Genomic DNA, 21,639 nt, shown 5'->3' with positions numbered 1-21,639 from the left:
CTGGCGCATCGCGCGGACCCAGGGAGCCGCGCCGAACGATGCGCTCCCCACGGGTGGAGCATCGGATTGGAGCCCAAAAGTGGAAGCCACCTGTCACGTCCGATGCCCTAGACAGGGGAGGGATCCTGACAGACATCGACCCAATCGGCCCCCGCGAGGCTGGCCATTCGCTCGGGGCCAATCCGCACGGCTGCGTGGATGGAGCCCGCGGCCGGAACGACCTCGTCGAAAGCCTTGAGAGAGATGTCGCAATAGACGGGCAGGGGGGTGGCAAGACCGAACGGGCAGACGCCCCCGACAGGGTGCCCGGTGAGGGCGTGAACCTGATCGGCGTCCAGCATCGAGGCCTTTCCCCCGAAGGTGGCCTTCACCTTCTTGTTGTCGAGCCGGACGTCGCCTCTCGTCACGACCAGGAAAGTACGCTCTCCGACACGGAGAGACAGGGTCTTGGCGATCCGCCCCGGTGCGACGCCGTGTGCCTGCGCGGCCTGCGCGACCGTGGCGGTGCTCGTCGCCATCTCGATGATCTTGATGTCCGGAGCATTCTCCATGAAAAACGCACGTACGGATTCAAGGCTCATGTGTCCCGAACTCCCAAGCATGAAAGGTCGCGTGCAGGGATACACAAGGACTCACGGTAAAGGAAGTAGACGGCGCGGCTGGCGCAATGAGACGCCATCGGCGGATCGTCGTCGCGCCGGTGTCGGGCCGCGCCCGACAGCGCTCCCGTGACCGGCGCGACCCTTGTGAAAAATGCTCTCGTCAGTCGGCTGCGGCCACGCTGTCGACCTCTCCGAGGCGCTGCAATGTCGCCGTATCGAGTTCCTTGGTGACGGGCAGACCGTTCTTGTACTGAAACTCCTCGATAGCCCGCCGGGTGCCCGGTCCCATGACGCCATCGGCGGAAAGCGGGCCATAACCAAGCTTGGTGAGCGCTTTCTGGGCCGTGGCGACGAAGACCTTTTCCGGGTGATCGAGCGTCGTGGTCGATCCCGTCTCCGTCACGCTGTCGTGATCGGGTTTCGCGGCGACGTTGCCCGGGCCCCCCGCTCCGGCCGCACGGCGCTCCGCCTGCATCCGGTCGCGCTGCTGCGACAAGTCGTCGAACTCCTTTCGCAAGGAGGCGATTTGTGACTGGAGAGAGGCGACGTCATTTCCTGCGGCTTCGGCCATCTCGCGTTCGTGCAGCAACTGCATCTGGCTCTGGGTCAGCGTGGAAAGCTGCTCTCTGAGCTCCCGCTCGGTCCGGCCGGACCACTGGCCGGAGACGAACCACATCCCCCATCCTGTGGCCGCTCCCAAGGCAAGTGCCAAGGTGATCACACGGCTGAAGGTCCTGTGCTCAGATTCGTATCGCGGCGACATCATTTCTCCTCGTGCGTCTTGCGCGGTGCCACACAGCCAGGTGCAAAAGCGGCTCGATGCAGCTTCGAAGTGGCGACCTGGCGTTGGTTCACGAAGTGGGAAAAGAGCCTTTCCTTATGCATTCGACAGGTAAGTCAAACGTTAAAAGACCGAGATCAAGCGGCCCTGCGGAACACGCCGTCCACACGGGGCCGAGGTGACCGAGGTCATGGTTTGACCACGATTGTCCCTAGGTTGTCGCTGAGGCGATTATCGCCAGCCTGGATCATCATGTAGAAGGACGTACCGTGTCTCTAAAGCAGAGAGGATCATTCCCCTTATCCAACCGCATCATTGGGTCTGTTCTGGCACTGGCGGGAATCGCCGGTTGGGGTGCCTATGCCCACTCCTCCTTGAACCGGGCCGTATTGCAGGAGCAATTGCGCGCGCAGGCTGCCGCTCTCGAGGATTATCAGACACGGTTCACGGCAGAGCGGCAGAAGGCCGAGGAAAGTGCAGAGGCGGTCGGGAACCTGCGGAATGCGCTCTCGGCGGCTCAGCAGGAGATGCAGCGTCTCAAGTCCGAGACGGACGCGGAACTGGCGAAGCTGCGAGATCAAGTGGCTGCGGCGGCCCAGCCCGGCCTCTCCCAGGTCGGAGGGCTTGCGCCTGAAGTTCTGGGAATCAAGCCGCGCCCCACGAAACAGGACGTGATGGCAGCGCAGGAGGCTTTGACCCAGCTCCGCTTCGGTGCCCTCAAGGCCGACGGTGAGTTGGGACCATCAACACGGGAGGCCATCGAGGCTTTCCAGCGGGCCGCCGGGCTGCAGGTGACGGGCGAACTGCAGGCTCAGACGCTCCTGGCTTTGACCCGAGCAGCGAAGGTTATGGCGGCACAGAGCGAGAGGCGTGATCAGCCCCTTTAAGGTGAGGCGTCGCCGAGCCACGTCCGATGCAACGGCGGCGATCGGTGGCGCAGGGCGTTCACAAGCTGTTGATGAGCCGACAACCTGTTCTGGACGCTGGAGAAATTCACGCCGCCGCCATCGTCGGCGTGCCGGCCGCTGCGAAATTTACGAATGGGTAACATTGCCTTGGAAGGTTGCGGGCTCCTGCAACCCCAAAGGCGAGTATCTCGTAGATGAAAGTCACCAGCACGGCCCTTGCAATCGTCGTCCTCTCGAGCACCTGCGCATTGGCGCAGAATCCCCGCATGCTTGGTTCGAACGAGAGCTGGAGTGCTTGGAGGACCCAGGAGGGCAATGCGCGCGCCTGCTATGTGTTTTCGGATGCCGCATCGAAGAAGCCTGAACATCTCGATCACGGCCGGGTGACATTGTTTGTCCGCTCGCTCAAGGGCGGGAAGGCCCGGACCGAAGCAAGCCTGCAAACAGGCTATCGACTGGCACCGGTGGCCATTCGCGTTGCCGTGGATGGCAAGACCTTCACGATGATCCCGCGCGACAATTATGCCTGGCTGCGCCGAACCGAGCGTGAGGCCGAGTTCGTGCGCGCTCTCGAAAAAGGCCGTGTGGCGGTTGTCGAAGCAACATCCCGGCGCGGCAACAAAACCACGTACAGTTTCCCTCTGCGAGGCTTCACCGCCACGATGCGCAAGGCGCGGCAGGGATGCCGATAGCCAGAGCGCAAGGCGGGTTCCCGAACGGCAATCGGGTATTCCGAGCCCCTACGATATATCGGCTGAGGTCGAGTTGACGATCCCGAGCATTTTGGGTGTTATCTCCATCGTGGAGGGCCCGACGCGCTTGGCACACCAGAAGCATTTCCCGCGACTGCTGGGGCTGTCGGTGACGCTGCCGTCACAAGCTCCGGCCGGTGGTCCAAAGGCCCCGCCTGCCACGCGTGGTGGGGCGGGGAGGCGATCCATGCCGAATACGCTTCAGCAGCACGCAGTCCCTCGCCTAGCACGACTGGTCGGGCGGGGTCGTCGTGACCCACACACCATTTTCTCGGTTCATCAGGTTCGAGGAGAGGCGCGTGAGCCGATGGTCGAGATGGATGCACCCGGCCTTTTGGACCCGAGGCGAGGTGCGAATAAAACGGGACCAACGGAGGAAGGACAATGACAAACCCAGGATCTCTGCGCGCCATGATGGCGGCGACGGCCCTTTTGGGAGGACTCACCGTCGCCCAGGCGCAGGAAACGATCTTCTACTCCACGCAGCTCCGTCCCATCGAAGAGGCGAGCAAAGTTCGCGACGTGCTGCTGAAAGGGTTGTCCGGGAAGACGACCTATGTGGTCGACGAGCCGCCGGCCTTTGCCGTCCGCATGAAGGCCGAGACCCAGGCCGGCAAGCGCACCGCCAGCGTTGTCGGCGCCCTGCACGGTGAGCTGCAGCCGCATGTTCCGGCCGATCTCCAGCCCATCGACGACGTGGCCGCGAAGCTGGCTGACCGCGGCATACCGGCGAACCTGATGGAACTCGGAAAGCTCGGCACGGGTCAGCAGCAATACATCCCCTGGATGCAGGCGACCTACGTGATGGTCGCCAACAAGCAGGCGCTGCAATACCTGCCCGAAGGCGCCGACGTGAACACGCTCACCTATGCGCAGCTCCGGCAATGGGCCAAGAATATCGCCGACAAGACCGGCCAGCGCCGGCTCGGCTTTCCGGCCGGTCCGACGGGCCTCATGGCCCGCTTCTTCCAGGGCTATTTCTATCCGTCCTTCACGGGCGGTGTGGTGACGCCCTTCAAATCGGCGGATGCCGAGGCAGGCTGGAACGCCATGAAGGAGCTCTGGACCGTCTCGAACCCGAACTCCACCAATTACAACTTCATGCAGGAGCCCCTGCTGTCCGGCGAGGTGTGGATCGCATGGGACCACATCGCCCGCGTTAAGGAGGCCCTGACCCTGCAGCCCGATCAGTTCGTGGCTTTCCCGGCGCCCGCGGGTCCGAAGGGCAGGGGCTACATGCCCGTCATCGCCGGCCTGGCGATCCCGAAGGATGCACCGAACCGCGCCGGCGGCGTCGCCGTGATCGAGCACATGACCAAGCCCGAAACGCAGATCGCGACCGCGGCCGAAGTCGGCTTCTTCCCGGTCGTCAAGGCGGAGCTCCCGCAAGATCTGGCGCCGGGCATCAAGCTCCTGGCCGGAGCCGTCGCCGCGACGCAGGGCGCCAAGGATGCGGTCGTGTCGCTCCTGCCTGTGGGATTGGGCGCCAAGGGCGGCGAGTTCAACAAGGTCTATATGGATACGTTCCAGCGCATCGTTCTGCGCAACGAGCCGGTGCAGGACGTGCTCGAGGCCCAGGCCAAGGTGCTCGAGACCCTCATGAAGGATACGGGAGCTCCGTGCTGGGCCCCCGACAAGCCCAGCCAGGGCGGCTGCCCGGTGCAATGATCGGCGTCCTTGATCCGGCGGGGCCCGTCCCGCCGGATCGTCTTCCATCGTGAACGGAGTGGCGTCATGCCTGCGCGCACGTCCTGGATTCCCTATGCGCTGATTGCGCCGTCGGTCATTTTTCTGGGCGCGTTGTTCCTCGTGCCGCTCGTTCAGACGGTGTGGCTGTCGGTCTCGGCGGGCGATGGCCTCTCGCTCGAGAACTATCAGCGCATGGCCGGCGACCTGAATTTCTCGCTCGCCGTCAGCAACACGTTCCTGCTGACCCTTGTCGTCGTGCCGATCCAGGTCGTGCTGGCGCTCGCCATGGCCACCATGGTGACGAAACTCGACAAGGGACGGGATCTCGTCCTCTGGGTGCTCACCATTCCGCTCGGCATCTCCGACCTCGCGGCTGGTCTGGCGTGGCTCGCGCTTCTCCAGAATACGGGCTACCTCAACTCGGCGCTTTACGCCCTCGGGCTCATTCCCGGGCCGACCGGCTGGCTCTCGCAGGAGACCCCGTGGTCTCTGTTCTTCGCCATCGCGATGGCGGAGGTCTGGCGCGCCACCGCCATCGTGCTCGTGATCCTGATCGCCGGCCTTCAGCTGATCCCCAAGGAGTTCTCCGAGGCCGCCGAGATCTTCGGCGCACGGCCCTGGACGCGGTTCCGCCGGATCACCCTGCCGCTCCTCAAGCCCAGCCTGCAATCGGCCCTGATCCTGCGCACGGTTCTGGCCTTCGAGGTTTTCGCCGTCGTGTATGCGCTCGGAGGGCGGAACTTCCCGGTTCTCGCCGGCGAGGCCTATGTCTGGCAGAACGACAACCAGAACTATGGCGTGGCCGCCGCCTATGCGGTTCTGATCATGGCGATCTCGCTGGCCGCCACGGCCGTCTACCTGCGGGTTCTGCGAACACGTCCGGAGCAACTGCCATGACGGCAGCGACCAGCAAGGTTCTTGAGCCGGGCCGGAGCACGACGCTCCCGTCCGCTCGCCGCTTCCTGCTTTGGACGGGGATTGTGGCCCTGCTCGCATGGGTTCTGGTACCGATCTACTTCGTGGCGCTCGGCGCCTTCGGCGGGCGGCTCGGCGTATTCCGCTGGCCCAAGTCGATCTGGCCGACCGACCTGGCCATCGAGCCGATGATGCAGTTTCTCACCATCGAGGGCGTGTTCAACGCGTTGATCAATTCGCTGATCGCCGCCGGTCTGACGGTGCTCTTCTCCATCGCCCTCGGGGCGCCCGCAGGCTATGCGCTGGCCCGCTACACGTTCCGGGGACAGAACGCCTACAGGCTCCTCGTGCTCCTCACGCGCGCCTTCCCGCTCGCGATCCTGGCGCTGCCGCTGACCGTGTCGTTCATCCGACTGGGCCTCTACGACACGCCGTTCGGCGTCTCCCTCATCCACACGGTGCTCGCCCTGCCATTCGCGGCGCTCGTGACGCAAAGCCTCTTCATGGGGATCCCGCGCGAATACGAGGAGGCCGCCTGGGTCTTCGGCTGCACGCGCTTCCAGGCCTTCATGCGGGTGGTTCTGCCCCTGGCGCTGCCGGGGCTGGCCGCAACGGCCATCTTCGCGTTCGTGATTTCCTGGAACGAGGTGTTCGCCGCTTCGATCCTCACCGTGCGCGAACGGACGCTGACCGCCTATCTGCTCCGGATCCTGTCCGAGAGCCCGCTGCATTACCGGTTCGCGGGCGGCTTCATCCTCATCATCCCATCCGTGCTCTTCATCTTCGCTGTCAGGAGATACCTGTTCGCGGTGTGGGGCATCGCCAGCAAATAGCGGGGCATTTCATGGCTGATATCGTCATTGATCGCGTGGTCAAGGAGTTCGGCTCCTTCCGGGCCCTGCAGGAGGTCTCGCTCACCGTGAACGACGGTGAGTTCGTGGCGCTCCTGGGCCCGTCGGGCTGCGGCAAGACCACGCTCTTGCGCATCATCGCCGGGCTGGAGACGCAATCGTCCGGCCGCGTCGTCATCGGCGGGCGCGACGTGAGCGATCTTGCGCCCCGCAAGCGCCGGCTCGCGATGGTGTTCCAGAACTACGCCGTCTTCCCGCACATGACCGTTTTCGAGAACGTCGCCTTCGGTCTTCGGATGCAGAAGGCGTCGCAAGCCGACGTGAGGCGAAAGGTGGAGCGGGCGGCGGCGCTGCTTCATATCGACGGCTACCTGGACCGATACCCGGCGAAGCTCTCGGGCGGGCAACGCCAGCGCGTCGCCGTGGCGCGCGCGCTTGCGGTCGAACCCGCCGTTCTGCTGATGGACGAGCCGCTGTCGAACCTCGACGCGCTGCTGCGTCTCGAAATGCGCACGGAGCTCAAGGCGGTCCTGCGCGAGGCCGGCACGACCACGATCTACGTCACCCATGACCAGACCGAGGCCATGGGCCTCGCCGACCGGATCGCTGTGATGTACGGGGGCAAGATCGACCAGATCGGGTCGCCGCTCGAGATCTACGCCACCCCGGCCACGCGGTTCGTCGGCGGCTTCATCGGCAGCCCGCCGATGAATTTCATCAAGGTCCGCTGCGCCCAGGGCAAAGCGCAGATCGGCGCGGCCGTGCTCCCGTGCCCGGTTGCAGGCGGGGACATCGAGCTCGGGTTGCGGGGCGAGGATGCAAGTTTGACGGCGGACGGGGCGGGTATTCCGTTCGACGTGAGGGTCGTGGAGCCGATGGGATCTCACCTGCTCCTGACGGGTTCCATCGACGGGCAGCTCGCACGGATCGTCGCGCCGCCGACCGCCAAGGTGGACGCGGGAGCGCGGGTCGGCCTGAGCGTCGACCCGTCGCGCCTGACGTGGATCGACAGCGGGACCGGGCGGGCCATGGCCCGGACATGATTGGATGAGATGATGGATCACCTGAACACGCCCAACATGGAAGAGGCCGCCCGCGCCATCCTCGCCCGCAACGACCGCGGCGGATATACGGTCCCGACGGACCGTCTCTATCCCTTCCAGTGGAACTGGGACTCCGCGTTCGTCGCCATGGGATTCGCCCTCTTCGACGTGGATCGCGCCTATCGGGAACTGGAGCGTCTCATCGAGGGCCAATGGGCCGACGGCATGATCCCCCATATCGTCTTCCATGCGCCGAGCGACACGTATTTCCCCGGTCCCGAGGTCTGGGGCACCCGGCACGCCGTGCCCACGTCGGGCATCACTCAGCCGCCGGTTTTCGGAATGGCCCTCCGGCAGATTCACGAAACTGCAACGACGTTTGGGACGCCGGATGCCGAGGAACGCACCAGGGCGCTTTTCCAAGCGGCTCTCCGGTCCCATCGGTGGTGGCTGAGGGCGCGCGATCCGGACGGCATAGGACTAGTCTCCATCCTTCACCCCTGGGAGAGCGGCAGCGATAATTCTCCCGCTTGGGACGACGCGCTGGCACGTGTCCCGGTCACGACGAAGACCGTGATCCGCCGGAAGGATACGGGTCACGTCGATCCTTCCATGCGCCCGCGGGACGAGGATTATCAACGCTTCATCCATCTGGTGGATCTCTACCGCGAGTGCGGCTGGGATCCGCAACGCCAATGGGCGACCACGCCATTCAAGATCGCCGACGTCCAGATGACGGCCATTCTGGCGCGGGCGACGGCGGATCTGCTGCATCTCGCGGAACGCCTCGGCAGCGAGGAGGAACGGTCCGAGCTGGCAGACATGCACCAGGTGCTCGTCCGCGGCCTGTCGCGCCGGTGGCGGCCCGACCTCTCTCGTTTCGTGTCACTCGATCTCGTCTCCGGTCAGGATGTGGAAGCGCCGACCCAGGCCGGCTTCATTCCGCTGATTGCCGTGATGCTCGACGGGCACCAGCGCGGCGCCGCGACGGCGGAGATCGAACGCTGGACCGACGGCATGGTCGTCGGCGTGCCGACAACACCATCCTGGTCAGCGGCCTTCGAGCCGAAACGCTACTGGCGCGGGCCTGTCTGGGCCGTCATCAACTGGCTCATTTGCGATGGATTACGCCTGAACGGGACGGAAGATCTGGCCCGGCGGATCGAGCAGATGACCGTGCAGGCGATCGAACGGGCTGGCTTCTGCGAATATTTCGATCCGACGACCGGCGAGGGGCTGGGCGGAGACACATTCTCGTGGACCGCAGCGGCGTATCTCGTTCTCAAACGACGGTCGTGAGGGGGGCGGTTTGGCCCCGGCCTTCTCCAGGCGGCTGAAGGGCTGAGCGTCAAGCCGTACCGGCCACGGTACGGCTTTTTGGCGTTCGGAGGCTCCGGGCGGAGAGGATCAGCGGGCTGGACGACCTGATGCTCATCGCAGGGTGAACCTTCGGGCGAGCTTCGCGTTGGTAGATCCTCCGCGCCGAATGGGCCGCTGCACCTCCGAGATCTTCATGAGTTCCCAGAACCCCAATTCACTTTCGTCGAGCGGGCCATCCGCTGTTTCGCAGGTCATGCGCAGATCCCGTGTCCTCGAAGGACGGCCTTACCCGCTCGGTGCCACATGGGACGGGCTGGGAGTCAACTTCGCGCTCTTTTCCGCGAATGCCACGAAAGTCGAGCTCTGCCTGTTCGATGATCAGGGCGAGCGTGAGCTGGAGCGGATCGAACTTCCCGAATACACGAACGAGGTCTGGCACGGGTACCTGCCGGACGCGCGGCCCGGCACCATCTACGGTTTCCGGGTCCATGGCCCCTATGAGCCGACGGCGGGGCACAGGTTCAATCCCAACAAGCTTCTGCTCGACCCCTATGCGAAACAGATCGTGGGCCAGATCACCTGGAACCCGGCCCTGTTCGGCTATCAGATGGAGACCGTCGACGACCTCACGTTCGACAAGCGCGACAGTGCTCCCTTCATGATGAAGGCCCGCGTCATCGATCAGGCGTTCACGTGGGGCAGGGACCGCCCGCTGCAGAATGCCTGGGAGAAGACGGTGATTTACGAGGCCCATGTGCGCGGCTTCACGATGCGCCACCCCGGGATCCGGGAGCCCTTGCGGGGCACCTATGCGGGCTTGGCCAGCCAGCCGGCGATCGATTACATCCGCTCGCTGGGCGTCACGGCCATCGAACTCCTGCCCGTGCACACCTTTGTCGACGACAGCTATCTCACCGAGAAAGGGCTGAAGAACTACTGGGGCTACAACACCATCGGGTTCTTCGCTCCGGCCCGCCGCTACGCCGCCAATTCCGACTTCGCCTTTGCGGAGTTCAAGGAGATGGTGGCGCACCTGCATGATGCCGGCATCGAGGTGATCCTCGACGTGGTCTACAATCATACGGCCGAGGGCAACGAGCTGGGGCCGACCCTGTCCTTCAAGGGTATCGACAACGCATCCTATTACCGGCTCGCTCCCGATCCACGCTATTACATCAACGATACCGGCACCGGGAACACGGTGAACTTGAGTCATTCGCGTGTGCTTCAGCTTGTCGGTGACAGCCTGCGCTATTGGGTGCAGGAGATGCACGTGGACGGCTTCCGGTTCGATCTTGCCACCATCCTCGCCCGTGAGCCGCACGGTTTCGAGGAAGACGGTCGCTTCATGGATGCCTGCCAGCAGGATCCGGTCCTCAGCCGGATCAAGCTGATCGCCGAACCGTGGGATTGCGGTCCAGGAGGCTACCAGGTCGGGCGCTTCTCGCCGGGCTGGGCGGAGTGGAACGACCGCTTCCGGGACACGGTGCGCTCGTACTGGCGGGGGGACGAAGGGAAGCTCCCGGAACTGGCTTCGCGCCTGACGGCCTCTGCGGACCTTTTCAACAAGCGTGGCCGCAAGCCCTGGGCCTCCGTGAACTTCATCACCGCTCATGACGGCTTCACCCTCAACGATCTGGCCTCCTACAGCGACAAGCACAACGAGGCGAACGGAGAGGACAATCGGGACGGGCATTCGGACAACCTGTCGCTGAACCACGGCGTCGAAGGGCCGACGGACGATGCCGCGATCCGTGACCTGCGCTTCCGGTACATGCGCAACATGCTGGCGACGCTCCTCCTGTCCCGTGGGACCCCGATGCTCCTGGCCGGCGACGAGTTCGCGCGCACGCAAGGCGGCAACAACAATGCCTATTGCCAGGACAACGAGATCTCCTGGGTCGACTGGGAAGGGATCGGTCAGGAACAGAAGTGTCTGGCGGAGTTCGTGCAGAAACTCCTAGCGATCCGGCGGGCTCTCCCGATGCTTCGCCGCGGGAGGTTCCTGACCGGCGAGTACGATGAGGAGCTCGGCGTCAGGGACGTGAGCTGGCTGACGCCCCAGGGCGATGAGATGACGGTCGAGAACTGGGAGGATCCCAACGGGCGCTGCATGGGCGTCCTCCTGGACGGACGCGCACAGGAGACGGGCATCCGCCGGGTCGGATCCGACTCGACGCTGCTTCTGGTGCTGAACGCACATGACGACGTCGTGCCGTTCACGCTTCCCGAGGCCGCCGGGGGACGCCGCTGGGTCCGGCTCATAGACACCAACCAGGGGCAGAACGACGATCTGCAGGAATTCGAGTTCGGGCATGAGTATGAGGTCACGGGGCGCTCGCTCCTGCTGTTCATTCTCAGGCCCGCGGGACGGAAGGGGCATCAGACCGACGCCGACCGCTCGTTCCAGCACGTGCTAGAAGCATTCGAGACGGTGATCTCCAGTCCTGTCGCATTTCCGCAGAGGACGCGCGTATGATCACGGACGGCGATCCACGTCGCCGCTGAGCAGGTTCACCCTGACCTGAAGCCGGGATTGGACAGAAGATGCCCAGACAATCGACACGGCAATTGATGCATCGCCTCGCTGACGGCCGATGCCCGCTTCACGGGACGCCGATGGAGGAGGTCGGCCGCACGGAGAATGGAGATCTCGCGATCGTCGAATGCTCGCAGACGGATTGCGCAATCCGCGGAACCAGAAACAGCCCTGACGGAAGCGTCGTGCTGCTGCCCGAATTCCTCCATCTTCTGGATCCGGATCGACCGGAAGTGTGAGACAGCGGGTCTGTCTTAGGAAGGCTTTCCGGATTGAGGTCTTATCTTCAAGGCTCCCAGACTTGCCGATGCCAGGCTCGGCTGACGATCCCCGGCAGCTTTGACCTGGGACTCGCACACGATGCAATCCATTCCGCTCCTCATGCCCTGAACCCAGTATTGCGGTTCGTACGAGGTGGGGGGAAGCTGCTTGAGGACGAGGTAAGTATCGTAACTTCCTCGCTGAGGACTCGCTGGGACAACGGACTGACCGACCTTGTACTTGTGGGTCATGGCAGCCTCCATGGCTGGAAGGATCATCCTTTGCCCCCTGCAATGTTGCTGACAGGATAATCTCGGATCCAGCGTCATGTTCCACAAACAACCCGGGTCCGGACTGAAACAAGGGCTGCTTCACTTTTCGGGCGGCACGGGAGTTCCGAGGATGGGGCAGAAAACCGATCCGAGCTGCGGGAAGGCCACCTTGTTCCCGCGGCAACCAGGGCGCCGCACGCGAGTTCCTCTTCAGCGTGAAGAGCACGCGGTCATCGCCGGGAGACATCCTTGAATCGGAGTCGATCGCCTGAGCATGCCTGGTGGCAGAGCGGGGTCGTGTACCAGGTCTATCCTCGCTCCTTTCAGGACTCGAGCGGCGACGGAATCGGGGACCTTCCGGGAATTCTCTCGCGCCTCGACCATCTTGTGTCGCTGGGCGTCGATGCGCTTTGGCTCTCCCCGATCTATCCATCCCCGATGGCCGATTTCGGCTATGACGTGTCGGATTACTGCTCGGTACACCCGATCTTCGGATCCCTCGCCGATTTCGACCGGCTGGTCGCGGCCGTCCATGAGCGCGGACTCCGGCTGATCCTGGACTACGTTCCCAACCATACCTCCGACCGGCATCCCTGGTTCCAGGAGAGCCGGTCCTCGCGCACGTCTGCGAAACGCGACTGGTACATCTGGCGCGATGCCCGGCCGGATGGGTCCGAGCCCACCAACTGGCTGAGCGAGTTCGGCGGGTCCGCCTGGACCTGGGACGCCACCACCGGCCAGTATTACTACCACGCCTATCTCAAGGAGCAGCCGGACCTGAACTGGCGCAACCCCGATGTGCAGCGGGCGATGCTCGACGTGCTGACGTTCTGGTTCGAGCGCGGCGTGGATGGTTTTCGGGTCGATGCCATCCATCACCTGTTCGAGGATGAGCGGCTTCGGGACAACCCTGTCAACCGGGACTGGCGAAGCGGCATGTCACCCGCACGCCGCCTGATCCGCGCCCACACGATGGACCAGCCGGAGGTGCATGGCGCCATCGCGGCGATGCGGCGCGTCGCCGACGCCTTTGGCGACCGCGTGATGATCGGGGAAGCGTATCTGCCCATCGACAGGCTGATGGCCTATTACGGCGTGGATCTCACGGGATTCCATCTGCCGTTCAACTTCCATCTGCTCTCCACCCCCTGGCATCCCGTTGCCGTTTCAACCTTGATCGAGGCCTATGAGGCTGCCCTGCCGCCCGGAGGCTGGCCGAATTGGGTTCTGGGCAATCATGATCGGTCGCGCCTGGCAAGCCGGCTCGGGCTTCGGCAAGCGCGGATCGCCGCCATGCTTCTCCTGACCCTGCGGGGAACGCCGACCATTTATCAGGGCGAAGAGATCGGCATGACGGATGTGCCGGTTCCGTCCGACAAGGTGCAGGATCCCTGGGAGAGGAACGTGCCGGGCCTCGGGCTCGGGCGCGACCCCGCGCGAACGCCCATGCAATGGGACGGTGGGAGGAACGCTGGCTTCTCGACGGGAGAGCCCTGGCTGCCGGTCGCGCGCGATGCCGATGCGGTGAACGTGGCCGCTCAGGCGGCGGATCCCTCTTCGATCCTGTCGCTCTACCGGGCTCTCATCCGGCTGCGGCGAGCCGAGCCGGCGCTATCGGTCGGGGATTACCGTCCCCGATCGGCGGGCGAGAACATCCTGTCCTACGAGCGCCACCACCAGGGCAGGCGCTTCCTGGTGGCGCTCAACATGAGCGGCGAGAGCCGATCGCTGAACGGTCTGCCTGCCGGACGCCTGCTGGTCTCAACGGCCCTTGATCGGTGGGACGAGCCGGTGAGCGATGCTCTGGCGTTGAGGGCCGACGAGGGCTGCGTGATCGCCCTCCAGTGAAATCACACCGACACCTTCCAGATGTCGTCAGCATATTCGCGGATCGTGCGGTCGGCCGAGAACCAGCCGACTCTGGCGGTGTTCAGCACGCTGGCGCGGGTCCAGACCGAGGTCTGCTGCCACACATCTTCGACGCGGCGCTGGGTTGCCCAGTACGCTTCGAAATCCGCCGCCACCATGAAGGCGTCGTCGGACGACAGGGCATGAACCAGAGAATCGAACCGGTGCGGCTCGTCCAGCGAGAAAGTCCCCGCCGTGATCAGGCCGATGGTTCTTTCGAAGCGCGACGACCAGCCGATCCGGTCCCGGTGCATCCCGGCTCTGCGATGCGCCTCGACCTCTTCGGCGGTCATTCCGAAGATGAAGATGTTCTCGGGGCCGACGCATTCCCGGATTTCGATATTGGCGCCGTCGAGGGTGCCGATCGTGAGCGCACCGTTGAGGGCGAGCTTCATGTTGCCGGTGCCGGAAGCTTCCGTGCCGGCTGTCGAGATCTGCTCGGACAGGTCCGCCGCGGGAATGATCGCCTCCGCCAGACTGACGTTGTAGTTGGGGAGAAAGACGATCTTCAGGCGGCCGGCGACCACAGGATCGGAATTCACCACCTTGGCGACGTCGTTGGCGAGCTTGATGATCAGTTTCGCGCGATGGTAGCTGGCTGCGGCTTTGCCGGCGAAGATCTTGACCCGCGGCACCCAGTGCCGGTCTGGCTCGGCCCGGATGGCATCATAGAGCGCGACCGCTTCGAGAATGTTGAGGAGCTGTCGCTTGTATTCGTGAATGCGCTTGACGTGCACGTCGAACAAGGCATCCGGGTCGATCCGCACCCCGGTTCGTTCGTCCACGATCCTCGCCAGATTGATCTTGGCTGCGCGGCGCTGGTTCCGGAATGCGTCCTGGAAGGCCGTATCGTCCGCGAACCTTTCGAGCTTGATCAAGGCTCCCACGTCGTCGAGAACCTCCTCGCCGATTTCACGGGTGAGCAGCTGCGTCAGCTGCGGATTGGCCTGATGAAGCCACCGGCGGAAGGTGATGCCGTTCGTCTTGTTGACGATCCGCCCCGGGTAGAGGGCGTGCAGGTCGCGGAACACGGTCTGCCGCAAAAGATCGGAATGAAGGGCCGACACGCCATTGACCTTGTGGGCTCCGATGAAGGCCAGGTGGCCCATGCGCACGTACCGGCCTTGGCTCTCGTCGATCATGGAGACGGACTTGATGAGCTCGACGTCGGCGGCCCTGCGCATCAGGGGTTCGAGATGCTGCCAGTTGATCTGGTAGATGATCTGGAGATGTCTCGGGAGGAGACGCTCCATCAGTGACACGGGCCAGCGCTCGAGGGCCTCGGGCATGAGCGTGTGGTTCGTGTAGTTGACCGTGCTGGTCGTGATCGCCCAGGCGGCCTCCCAGGTAAAGCGGTGCTCGTCGACCAGGAGGCGCATCAACTCCGCCACGGCGATCGCCGGATGAGTATCGTTCAGCTGGATCGCCGCGTGATCCGGCAGGGTGTGGAGATCGCCATGCAGTCGGAGGTGCCGCGCCAGGAGATCCTGCAGGGACGCCGAGGTGAAAAAGAACTCCTGGCGCAGGCGCAGTTCCCGCCCCGCTTCAGTGGAATCGTCCGGATACAGCACCCGGGAGATCGCCTCGGCCCGGGTCTGGTGGGCGGAGGCGCCGACATGATCGCCTGAATTGAAGGCGTCGAGTCGCAGCGGCTCATCGGCTCGCGCCGACCACAGCCTCAAGGGGTTGACGTGCCGGCCGCGCCAGCCGACGACGGGAATGTCGAAGGCGACGGCTTGGACCGTTTCCGCCGGCCTCCAGACGGAAGCTGCCGGCCCGTCCGCGGTGGGCACCTGCTCGACGAAGCCCCCGAAAGGAACCTGATACACCAGATCGGACCGCTCGAATTCCCACGGATTGGAGCGGGCGAGCCAGTCCTCCGGACGCTCCTGCTGCCACCCGTCCCGGATGGTCTGGCGGAACAGGCCGTGCTCGTAGCGAATGCCGTAGCCATAGGCCTGAATTTCGAGGCTGGCCATGCTCTCCATGAAGCAGGCCGCCAGACGTCCGAGGCCGCCGTTCCCGAGGGCGGCATCCGGTTCGACCGCCCGAAGACGATCCAGATCGACGCCAAGCCCGTCGAGAGCTTCCCGGGTGCTGGCGGTCAGGCCGAGATTGTTCAGGGTGTCGGACAGGAGGCGTCCGATCAGGAACTCGAGGGAGAGATAGCAGACCTGCTTGTGGCCGGCTCGGTTCTCGCCTCTCGAGGCCATCCAGCGGTCCATGGCGCGGTCTCGGACGGCCAAGGCCGTCGCCAGGAACCAGTCATGATCGGTCGCATGAGCGGGGTTGGTGCCGACACCATAGGTCAGCTTTGCCAGGATGGCTTGCCGCAAGACCGCCGCCTCGCTGCTGCGGCCCGCTTCCGCCGTGTGGTTCGCCTGATCCAATGCGTCTGTCCAGGCCTCATCGGAGGAGAGGGACGACAATGACCCTTGATCGAAACTCTGCACAGGCAACCCCCAAATCTTCTATTATCGATTGCGGGACGCGTTCTCATTTATATTTTGCGCGCATCCCTTGAATAGACCGATAACAACTTCAGAGTGATACTCAAGAATAGTTATCAAATTCGCAAGAAGGCGTGACGCCCCGCCGCATCCCTCCCGCTTCTCTCCCAAGGCCAAGGTTGGGGACTTATCCCAAAGCTTATTTTTCGCCGGTGGGAACTGCCCCTTGGACGGATGGTTGAAATTTCACCCTTCCTTCAAGGTCAAGCCATGGCCGATATTCCAGATCCCGCTTCCGATGCACCGCGACAGCCGGTGGGTCGATCCGAAATGCCGGACCGGGTGTCCCGTTCCCGCAAGAGAGCGTCCGGATCGGAGCTGGAGAGAAGACGGGCGTCCGCCTCCGGCCCGCGCCTGGTCGTGGTCTCCAACCGGGTTCCCGTTCCCAAGGACGGCTCGACCAAAGCCGGCGGCCTGTCCGTTGCGCTCGAGGGAGCCCTGAAGCAGAGCGGTGGCCTCTGGTTCGGATGGTCCGGCGAGACCGTCGAGAACCCGTCGGAGGGAGCGAGAATCTCACAGGCGGGCAACATCACGTTCGCGGTTATGGATCTCGCCAAGCAGGATTACGACGAATATTACGCGGGTTTCGCCAATCGCGCCCTGTGGCCCGTCTGTCACTACAGGCTCGATCTCGTGCAGATCGAGCGTCACGAGCTGGATGGCTACTTCCGGGTCAACCGGGCATTCGCGGCCACGCTCGCCCCCCTGCTGCGACCAGACGATATCGTCTGGGTTCACGACTATCACTTCATCCCCTTGGCGTCGGAACTCCGCAAGCTGGGCTCCAACAATCGGATCGGATTCTTTCTGCATATCCCATGGCCGCCGCCCGATGTCGCCAGCGCCTTGCCGGCCTATCACCGCCTTCTCCAAAACTTCGGCGCCTATGACCTGGTGGGCTTTCACACGCCCCAGGACGCGGAGAATTTCGAGCGCTGCCTCGTTGGCGAGAACATCGGATCGTCCGTCGGGCCCGGTGAGCATCAGATCGACGGCCACCGGGTTCGGATCGGTGCATTTCCCGTCGGGATCGACACCGAAACCTTTGCCCGCGCCGCCGCCGGAGCGGAGCGAAATGCTCTGGTCCGTCGAACCCGCGCGAGCCTGGGCAACCGAAGCCTCATCATCGGCGTGGACAGGCTCGATTACTCGAAGGGATTGAAGCAGCGGATCGAGGCATTCTCCTGTTTCATCACGTCCAATCCCGATTTCCGCAACCGGGTCACCTACATTCAGATCACGCCGAAATCCCGCTCCGACGTCCCCGAATATCAGCGCATGCAGCGCGAGATCGCGGAACAGGCCGGATGGACCAACGGAAATCTCGGAGAAGTGGACTGGACGCCTGTCCGCTATGTCAACAGGACCGTCGGACATGCGGCGCTCGCGGGCCTGTATCGCATGTCTCGCGTGGGCCTCGTAACGCCGTTGCGTGACGGGATGAACCTCGTCGCGAAAGAGTTCGTCGCCGCTCAGCAACCGGACGATCCCGGCGTTCTGATTCTGTCGCGGTTTGCTGGCGCGGCGCATGAGCTCGACTGCGCTCTCCTGGTCAATCCCTATGACACGGAAGTGTGCGCTGCCGCCATCGCGAGGGCGCTCCAGATGCCCCTGGCGGAAAGGCGCGAACGGTGGGCCACGATGATGAAGCGTTTGCAGGTCAACACGGTCGAGGCCTGGTGCCAGCGCTTCCTCTCCAGCCTCAGTCGTATCCCTGCCGGAGTGACGGAGGCGCATCCGGCTCCGGATGCCGAACGCAACCCATCTCCGGAACCTGAAACGGCGCCGGCCTGAATCGGCCGATTCTCACCAGGTCCACCCCGAGCGATCTTGTTTGCGACAGGAACCAAAGGCGGAGAGGGGCTGTTTCTGACGAGGAGACACGCCGGTCAAGTATTGCGTTCCAGACGTCGGTCGTGAACTCGCCACAGGTTGATCCGATCGAACAGCGGCAGGGCAAATCGTGTCACCAGCAGACAACGTCCGTACACATCCTCGAATGGCCCGGGCAGAGGGCAGGGACCAGACGGGGCCTCGAATCTATTATGTGCACCCGCTGCTGGCGGGGCCCTTTCACGCCTGGGATGAGATCCTCGATCACGCAGTCGACCTGGGCTTCGACACCATTCTGATGGCGCCTCCGTTCGAGCCAGGTCACAGCGGCAGCATCCTCCTTCCGCTCGACATGAGGCGCCTTCATCCAGCTCTCGGACACGAGGACGCCGTCGAGGCTCTGGCCCGCCTCGTCGAGAAGACCCAAGCACGCAATCTGTCCCTGGCCGTCGACGTGACGGTCGACCGGGTTGCGGCGGACAGCGTCTTTGCCCATGAGCTCGGTCTCGCACCCTCCGGTTCCGACATTCCCGATCCCCGGCGGGATCCGGGCGAGAGGGAGGCTGTCGTCGTTCCCTTCGATGGCGCCGATCCGGCCGATCATCCCTATCTGGCGATGCTCGCGGACCGGCTGCGGGCTGCCACGGCCGCTGGCGTATCGGGTTTTCGCTGCCTGCACTGGGACAGCATGCCTCCGGCGGCTCTGGAGCGCCTCATCGGCATGGTCCGGGGAAATGCATCCGAGGTTCGCTTCCTCGCCTGGACCCCGGGCGCCAGATTCGAGGCAAGGCGGGCGCTGCGCGGAGCAGGGTTCGACGGCACGTTCTCTTCGCTGCGATGGTGGGATCTGCGGGAGGACTGGATCGTCGACGAACACGAACTGCAACGGGGCATCGGTTACGAGATCGCGTTCCCGGAAGCTCCGTTCGACAAGCGCATCGTGCACGAGGTCGAGCCCATGGACGTGCTCGAGCGCCGCGCCACCCGTGCCTTGCGCCTTTCCGCCGCCTTGGGGGACGGTCTGCTTCTGCCCATGGGGTTCGAATTCGGCAGCAGGGACAGGTTCGATCCGACGCGCGGCGACGGGATGGGGTTGAGAACGTTGCGCGAGAAAGGGATGTTCGATCTCACGGGAGAGGTTCGGACGGCGAACCAGGTGCTCGCCCGCAGTAATGGACATTTCACGCGCAAACCCGTGCATCTCGTCGTGGGACATGCGTCTCCCGTCACGGCCTTGTTGAGAACCGACGCGGAGGATGTTCGGCAGAGCAAGGCAGCCCGTCTGGTCGTCGCGAACGCCGACCTGCGCCGGACAGCGCAGGCGGCGGGGTCGTTCCTGGTTTCGGAGAGCGGCGCGCAGTTCATGCCGTTCCAGGAGATCGGCGGGGAAGGGGCCGAACTCACACCGGCCACCACCGTCCTCCTTCGGCCGGGCGAGGTCCGGATCCTGGAAGGAAAACCTCTCGCAGCCGTTGTCGGCGCGGTGTCCGTCCCGGGCGTGGAGCAGGCAACCGCCGCGCCCCGGCTCGTGATCGAGAGGATTACACCGGCCGTGGACGAGGGGGAATTTCCGGTCAAGCGCATCGTCGGTGAGCTGGTGAGGGTGGAGGCCGATATTTTCGGCGACGGGCATGATCCGCTGGTGGCAGCGCTGCTCTGGCGGGCTGCCGACGAAGATCGATGGCGCGAGACCCGCATGACGCTGATGGTCAATGATCGGTGGAGCGCGGAATTCCCACTGGAACGCCTCGGCCGGTACGAGTTCGCCGTCCAGGCCTGGCGCGATCCGTTCGCGATCTTCCGGTCGGAGTTGGAGAAGAAGTACGCCGCCGGCCTCGACGTCACGCTCGAGCTGGAGGAGGGGCGCCTGCTGGTCGAGGCGGCGCACGCCGAGACAGGGAGCGGCATCGCCGAGCGCGTCCGGCCGCTGGCAGAAAGGCTCGCCGATGCGGACTACGAGACCCGCCTCGAGATCCTTCTGGCCCCGGAGACGTCGGAGATCATGACGGCGGCGGATCGACGGCCCTTCCTGGTGCGTTCCAGGCCGATCCCGGTCGACGCGGAGCGGAGCGCCGCCGGTTTCGCGAGCTGGTACGAGCTGTTCCCGCGCTCGATGAGCGACGATCCCCATCGTCACGGCACGTTCGACGACGTGATCCGCAAGCTCCCGTACATCCGCGACATGGGGTTCGACGTTCTCTACATGCCCCCGATCCATCCGATCGGACGAACCCACCGGAAAGGGCGGAATAACAGCCTTACGGCGGGTCCGGACGATCCGGGAAGCCCCTATGCGATCGGTTCGGAAGAGGGTGGTCACGACTCGATTCACCCGGAGCTCGGCACGTTCGAGGACTTCCGGCGGCTCGTGGCGGCTGCGGCCGAGCACGGCCTGGAACTGGCGCTGGACGTCGCGGTTCAGGCCTCACCCGATCATCCCTGGCTGAAGCAGCATCCGGATTGGTTCGACTGGCGGCCGGATGGAACGATCAAATACGCCGAGAATCCTCCCAAGAAGTACGAGGACATCGTCAATGTCGACTTCTACGCCAAGGGGGCGGTGCCGTCCCTGTGGCTGGAGCTGCGCGACACCATCCTGCTCTGGGTCGAGCAGGGGGTCAAACTCTTCCGGATCGACAATCCGCACACGAAGCCGTTCCCCTTCTGGGAGTGGCTGATCGCGGACGTGCGGCGCGACCATCCGGACGTCGCCTTCCTGGCGGAAGCCTTCACGCGGCCGAAGATCATGTACCGGCTCGCGAAGATCGGCTTCTCGCAATCCTACACTTATTTCACGTGGCGCAATGAAAAGTGGGAGCTGGCGGAATACATGACGGAGCTCACGCAGACGGCGCCGAAAGACTTCTTCCGGCCGCACTTCTTCGTGAACACGCCGGACATCAATCCGGACTTCCTGCAGAATGCTCCCCGGTCGGCGTACCTGATCCGGGCCGCTCTTGCGACGACGCTCTCCGGCCTCTGGGGCATGTACAGCGGCTTCGAGCTCTGCGAAGGCCGCCCGGACGTTAAGAAGAAGGAATACGCCGACAGTGAGAAGTACGAGATCCGCGCATGGGATTGGGACCGGCCGGGCAACATCATCAACGAGATTTCGATCCTCAACCGGATCCGGCGCGACAACCCGGCGCTCCATTCCCATCTCAACATCTCGCTCCTCAATGCCTGGAACGACAAGGTGCTGTTCTTCGAGAAAGCGACGCCCGGGCGTGAGAACGTTCTGCTCGTGGCCGTCAGCGTCGATCCTCACAACGTTCAGGAAGCGGATGTGGAGCTGCCGCTCTGGAAGTTCGGTCTCCCGGACCACGGCACGCTGGCCGTCGAGGATCTCGTACGTCACCACCGCTTCAGCTGGACCGGAAAGTATCAGCGCATCCGCTGCGACCCGGCCGAGATTCCCTTCTCGATCTGGCGAGTTGCCCCAAAGGATAAGTGAG

At 64.1% G+C, this 21,639-nt stretch carries 14 protein-coding genes; 11 read left to right on the top strand and 3 right to left on the bottom strand.

The genetic code is table 11. The annotated features are described in order from the left end of the window. Nucleotides 1-107: 107 nt before the first annotated feature. The gene (locus tag E4K09_RS21300) at nucleotides 108-581 is read right to left on the bottom strand and encodes a YbaK/EbsC family protein (RefSeq protein WP_134499704.1); all 474 of its coding nucleotides are present in this window, start codon (nucleotides 579-581) and stop codon (nucleotides 108-110) included. Nucleotides 582-762: 181 nt separating this feature from the next. Then, the gene (locus E4K09_RS30870) at nucleotides 763-1,278 is read right to left on the bottom strand and encodes a peptidoglycan-binding domain-containing protein (protein WP_342211363.1); all 516 of its coding nucleotides are present in this window, start codon (nucleotides 1,276-1,278) and stop codon (nucleotides 763-765) included. Between the two features lie 374 nt (nucleotides 1,279-1,652). On the opposite strand from E4K09_RS30870, the gene E4K09_RS21290 reads away from it, so the two are divergent. The 9 genes from E4K09_RS21290 to E4K09_RS21250 all read left to right on the top strand — a co-directional run bounded on the left by E4K09_RS21290 (nucleotide 1,653) and on the right by E4K09_RS21250 (nucleotide 13,781). Continuing rightward, a complete protein-coding gene (locus tag E4K09_RS21290) occupies nucleotides 1,653-2,270 on the top strand; it encodes a peptidoglycan-binding domain-containing protein (protein ID WP_134499702.1) in 618 nt (205 codons plus the stop codon). 215 nt (nucleotides 2,271-2,485) lie between these two features. After that, nucleotides 2,486-2,983 (top strand): invasion associated locus B family protein, encoded by a 498-nt coding sequence (locus E4K09_RS21285; protein WP_134499701.1) that lies wholly within the window; start codon nucleotides 2,486-2,488, stop codon nucleotides 2,981-2,983. A 471-nt stretch (nucleotides 2,984-3,454) separates the two neighbouring features. Then, entirely contained in the window at nucleotides 3,455-4,711 is a 1,257-nt protein-coding gene (locus E4K09_RS21280; RefSeq protein WP_244610632.1) for an ABC transporter substrate-binding protein, read from the top strand. 66 nt (nucleotides 4,712-4,777) lie between these two features. Then, on the top strand, nucleotides 4,778-5,629 hold the full coding sequence (locus tag E4K09_RS21275; RefSeq protein WP_134499699.1) for a carbohydrate ABC transporter permease: 852 nt from the start codon (nucleotides 4,778-4,780) through the stop codon (nucleotides 5,627-5,629). Beyond that, nucleotides 5,626-6,480 carry a carbohydrate ABC transporter permease gene (locus tag E4K09_RS21270; protein WP_134499698.1) on the top strand — a complete coding sequence of 285 codons (855 nt, stop codon included), beginning with the start codon at nucleotides 5,626-5,628 and terminating at the stop codon, nucleotides 6,478-6,480. Before E4K09_RS21275 ends, E4K09_RS21270 begins: the two co-directional genes overlap by 4 nt. Nucleotides 6,481-6,491: 11 nt before the next feature. After that, nucleotides 6,492-7,541, top strand: coding sequence for an ABC transporter ATP-binding protein (locus E4K09_RS21265; RefSeq protein ID WP_134499697.1), 1,050 nt, complete (start codon nucleotides 6,492-6,494; stop codon nucleotides 7,539-7,541). 12 nt (nucleotides 7,542-7,553) lie between these two features. Beyond that, on the top strand, nucleotides 7,554-8,840 hold the full coding sequence (locus E4K09_RS21260) for an amylo-alpha-1,6-glucosidase (RefSeq protein ID WP_244610625.1): 1,287 nt from the start codon (nucleotides 7,554-7,556) through the stop codon (nucleotides 8,838-8,840). Between the two features lie 214 nt (nucleotides 8,841-9,054). After that, on the top strand, nucleotides 9,055-11,340 hold the full coding sequence (gene glgX, locus E4K09_RS21255; RefSeq protein ID WP_134499696.1) for a glycogen debranching protein GlgX: 2,286 nt from the start codon (nucleotides 9,055-9,057) through the stop codon (nucleotides 11,338-11,340). 842 nt (nucleotides 11,341-12,182) lie between these two features. Then, entirely contained in the window at nucleotides 12,183-13,781 is a 1,599-nt protein-coding gene (locus tag E4K09_RS21250; RefSeq protein ID WP_134499695.1) for an alpha-amylase family glycosyl hydrolase, read from the top strand. A 2-nt stretch (nucleotides 13,782-13,783) separates the two neighbouring features. On the opposite strand, the gene E4K09_RS21245 is transcribed toward E4K09_RS21250, so the two are convergent. After that, nucleotides 13,784-16,231 carry a glycogen/starch/alpha-glucan phosphorylase gene (locus E4K09_RS21245; protein WP_244610624.1) on the bottom strand — a complete coding sequence of 816 codons (2,448 nt, stop codon included), beginning with the start codon at nucleotides 16,229-16,231 and terminating at the stop codon, nucleotides 13,784-13,786. Between the two features lie 330 nt (nucleotides 16,232-16,561). On the opposite strand from E4K09_RS21245, the gene otsA reads away from it, so the two are divergent. Then, nucleotides 16,562-18,145, top strand: coding sequence for an alpha,alpha-trehalose-phosphate synthase (UDP-forming) (otsA, locus tag E4K09_RS21240; RefSeq protein WP_244610623.1), 1,584 nt, complete (start codon nucleotides 16,562-16,564; stop codon nucleotides 18,143-18,145). A gap of 205 nt (nucleotides 18,146-18,350) precedes the next feature. After that, a complete protein-coding gene (locus E4K09_RS21235) occupies nucleotides 18,351-21,638 on the top strand; it encodes a maltotransferase domain-containing protein (protein ID WP_134499694.1) in 3,288 nt (1,095 codons plus the stop codon). Nucleotide 21,639 lies beyond the last annotated feature (1 nt).

The organism is Microvirga pakistanensis, from assembly GCF_004458765.1.
Taxonomy (GTDB): domain Bacteria; phylum Pseudomonadota; class Alphaproteobacteria; order Rhizobiales; family Beijerinckiaceae; genus Microvirga; species Microvirga pakistanensis.
Note: the sequence above shows the minus strand (reverse complement) of the source record. Positions and strands in the feature narration are given on the sequence as shown.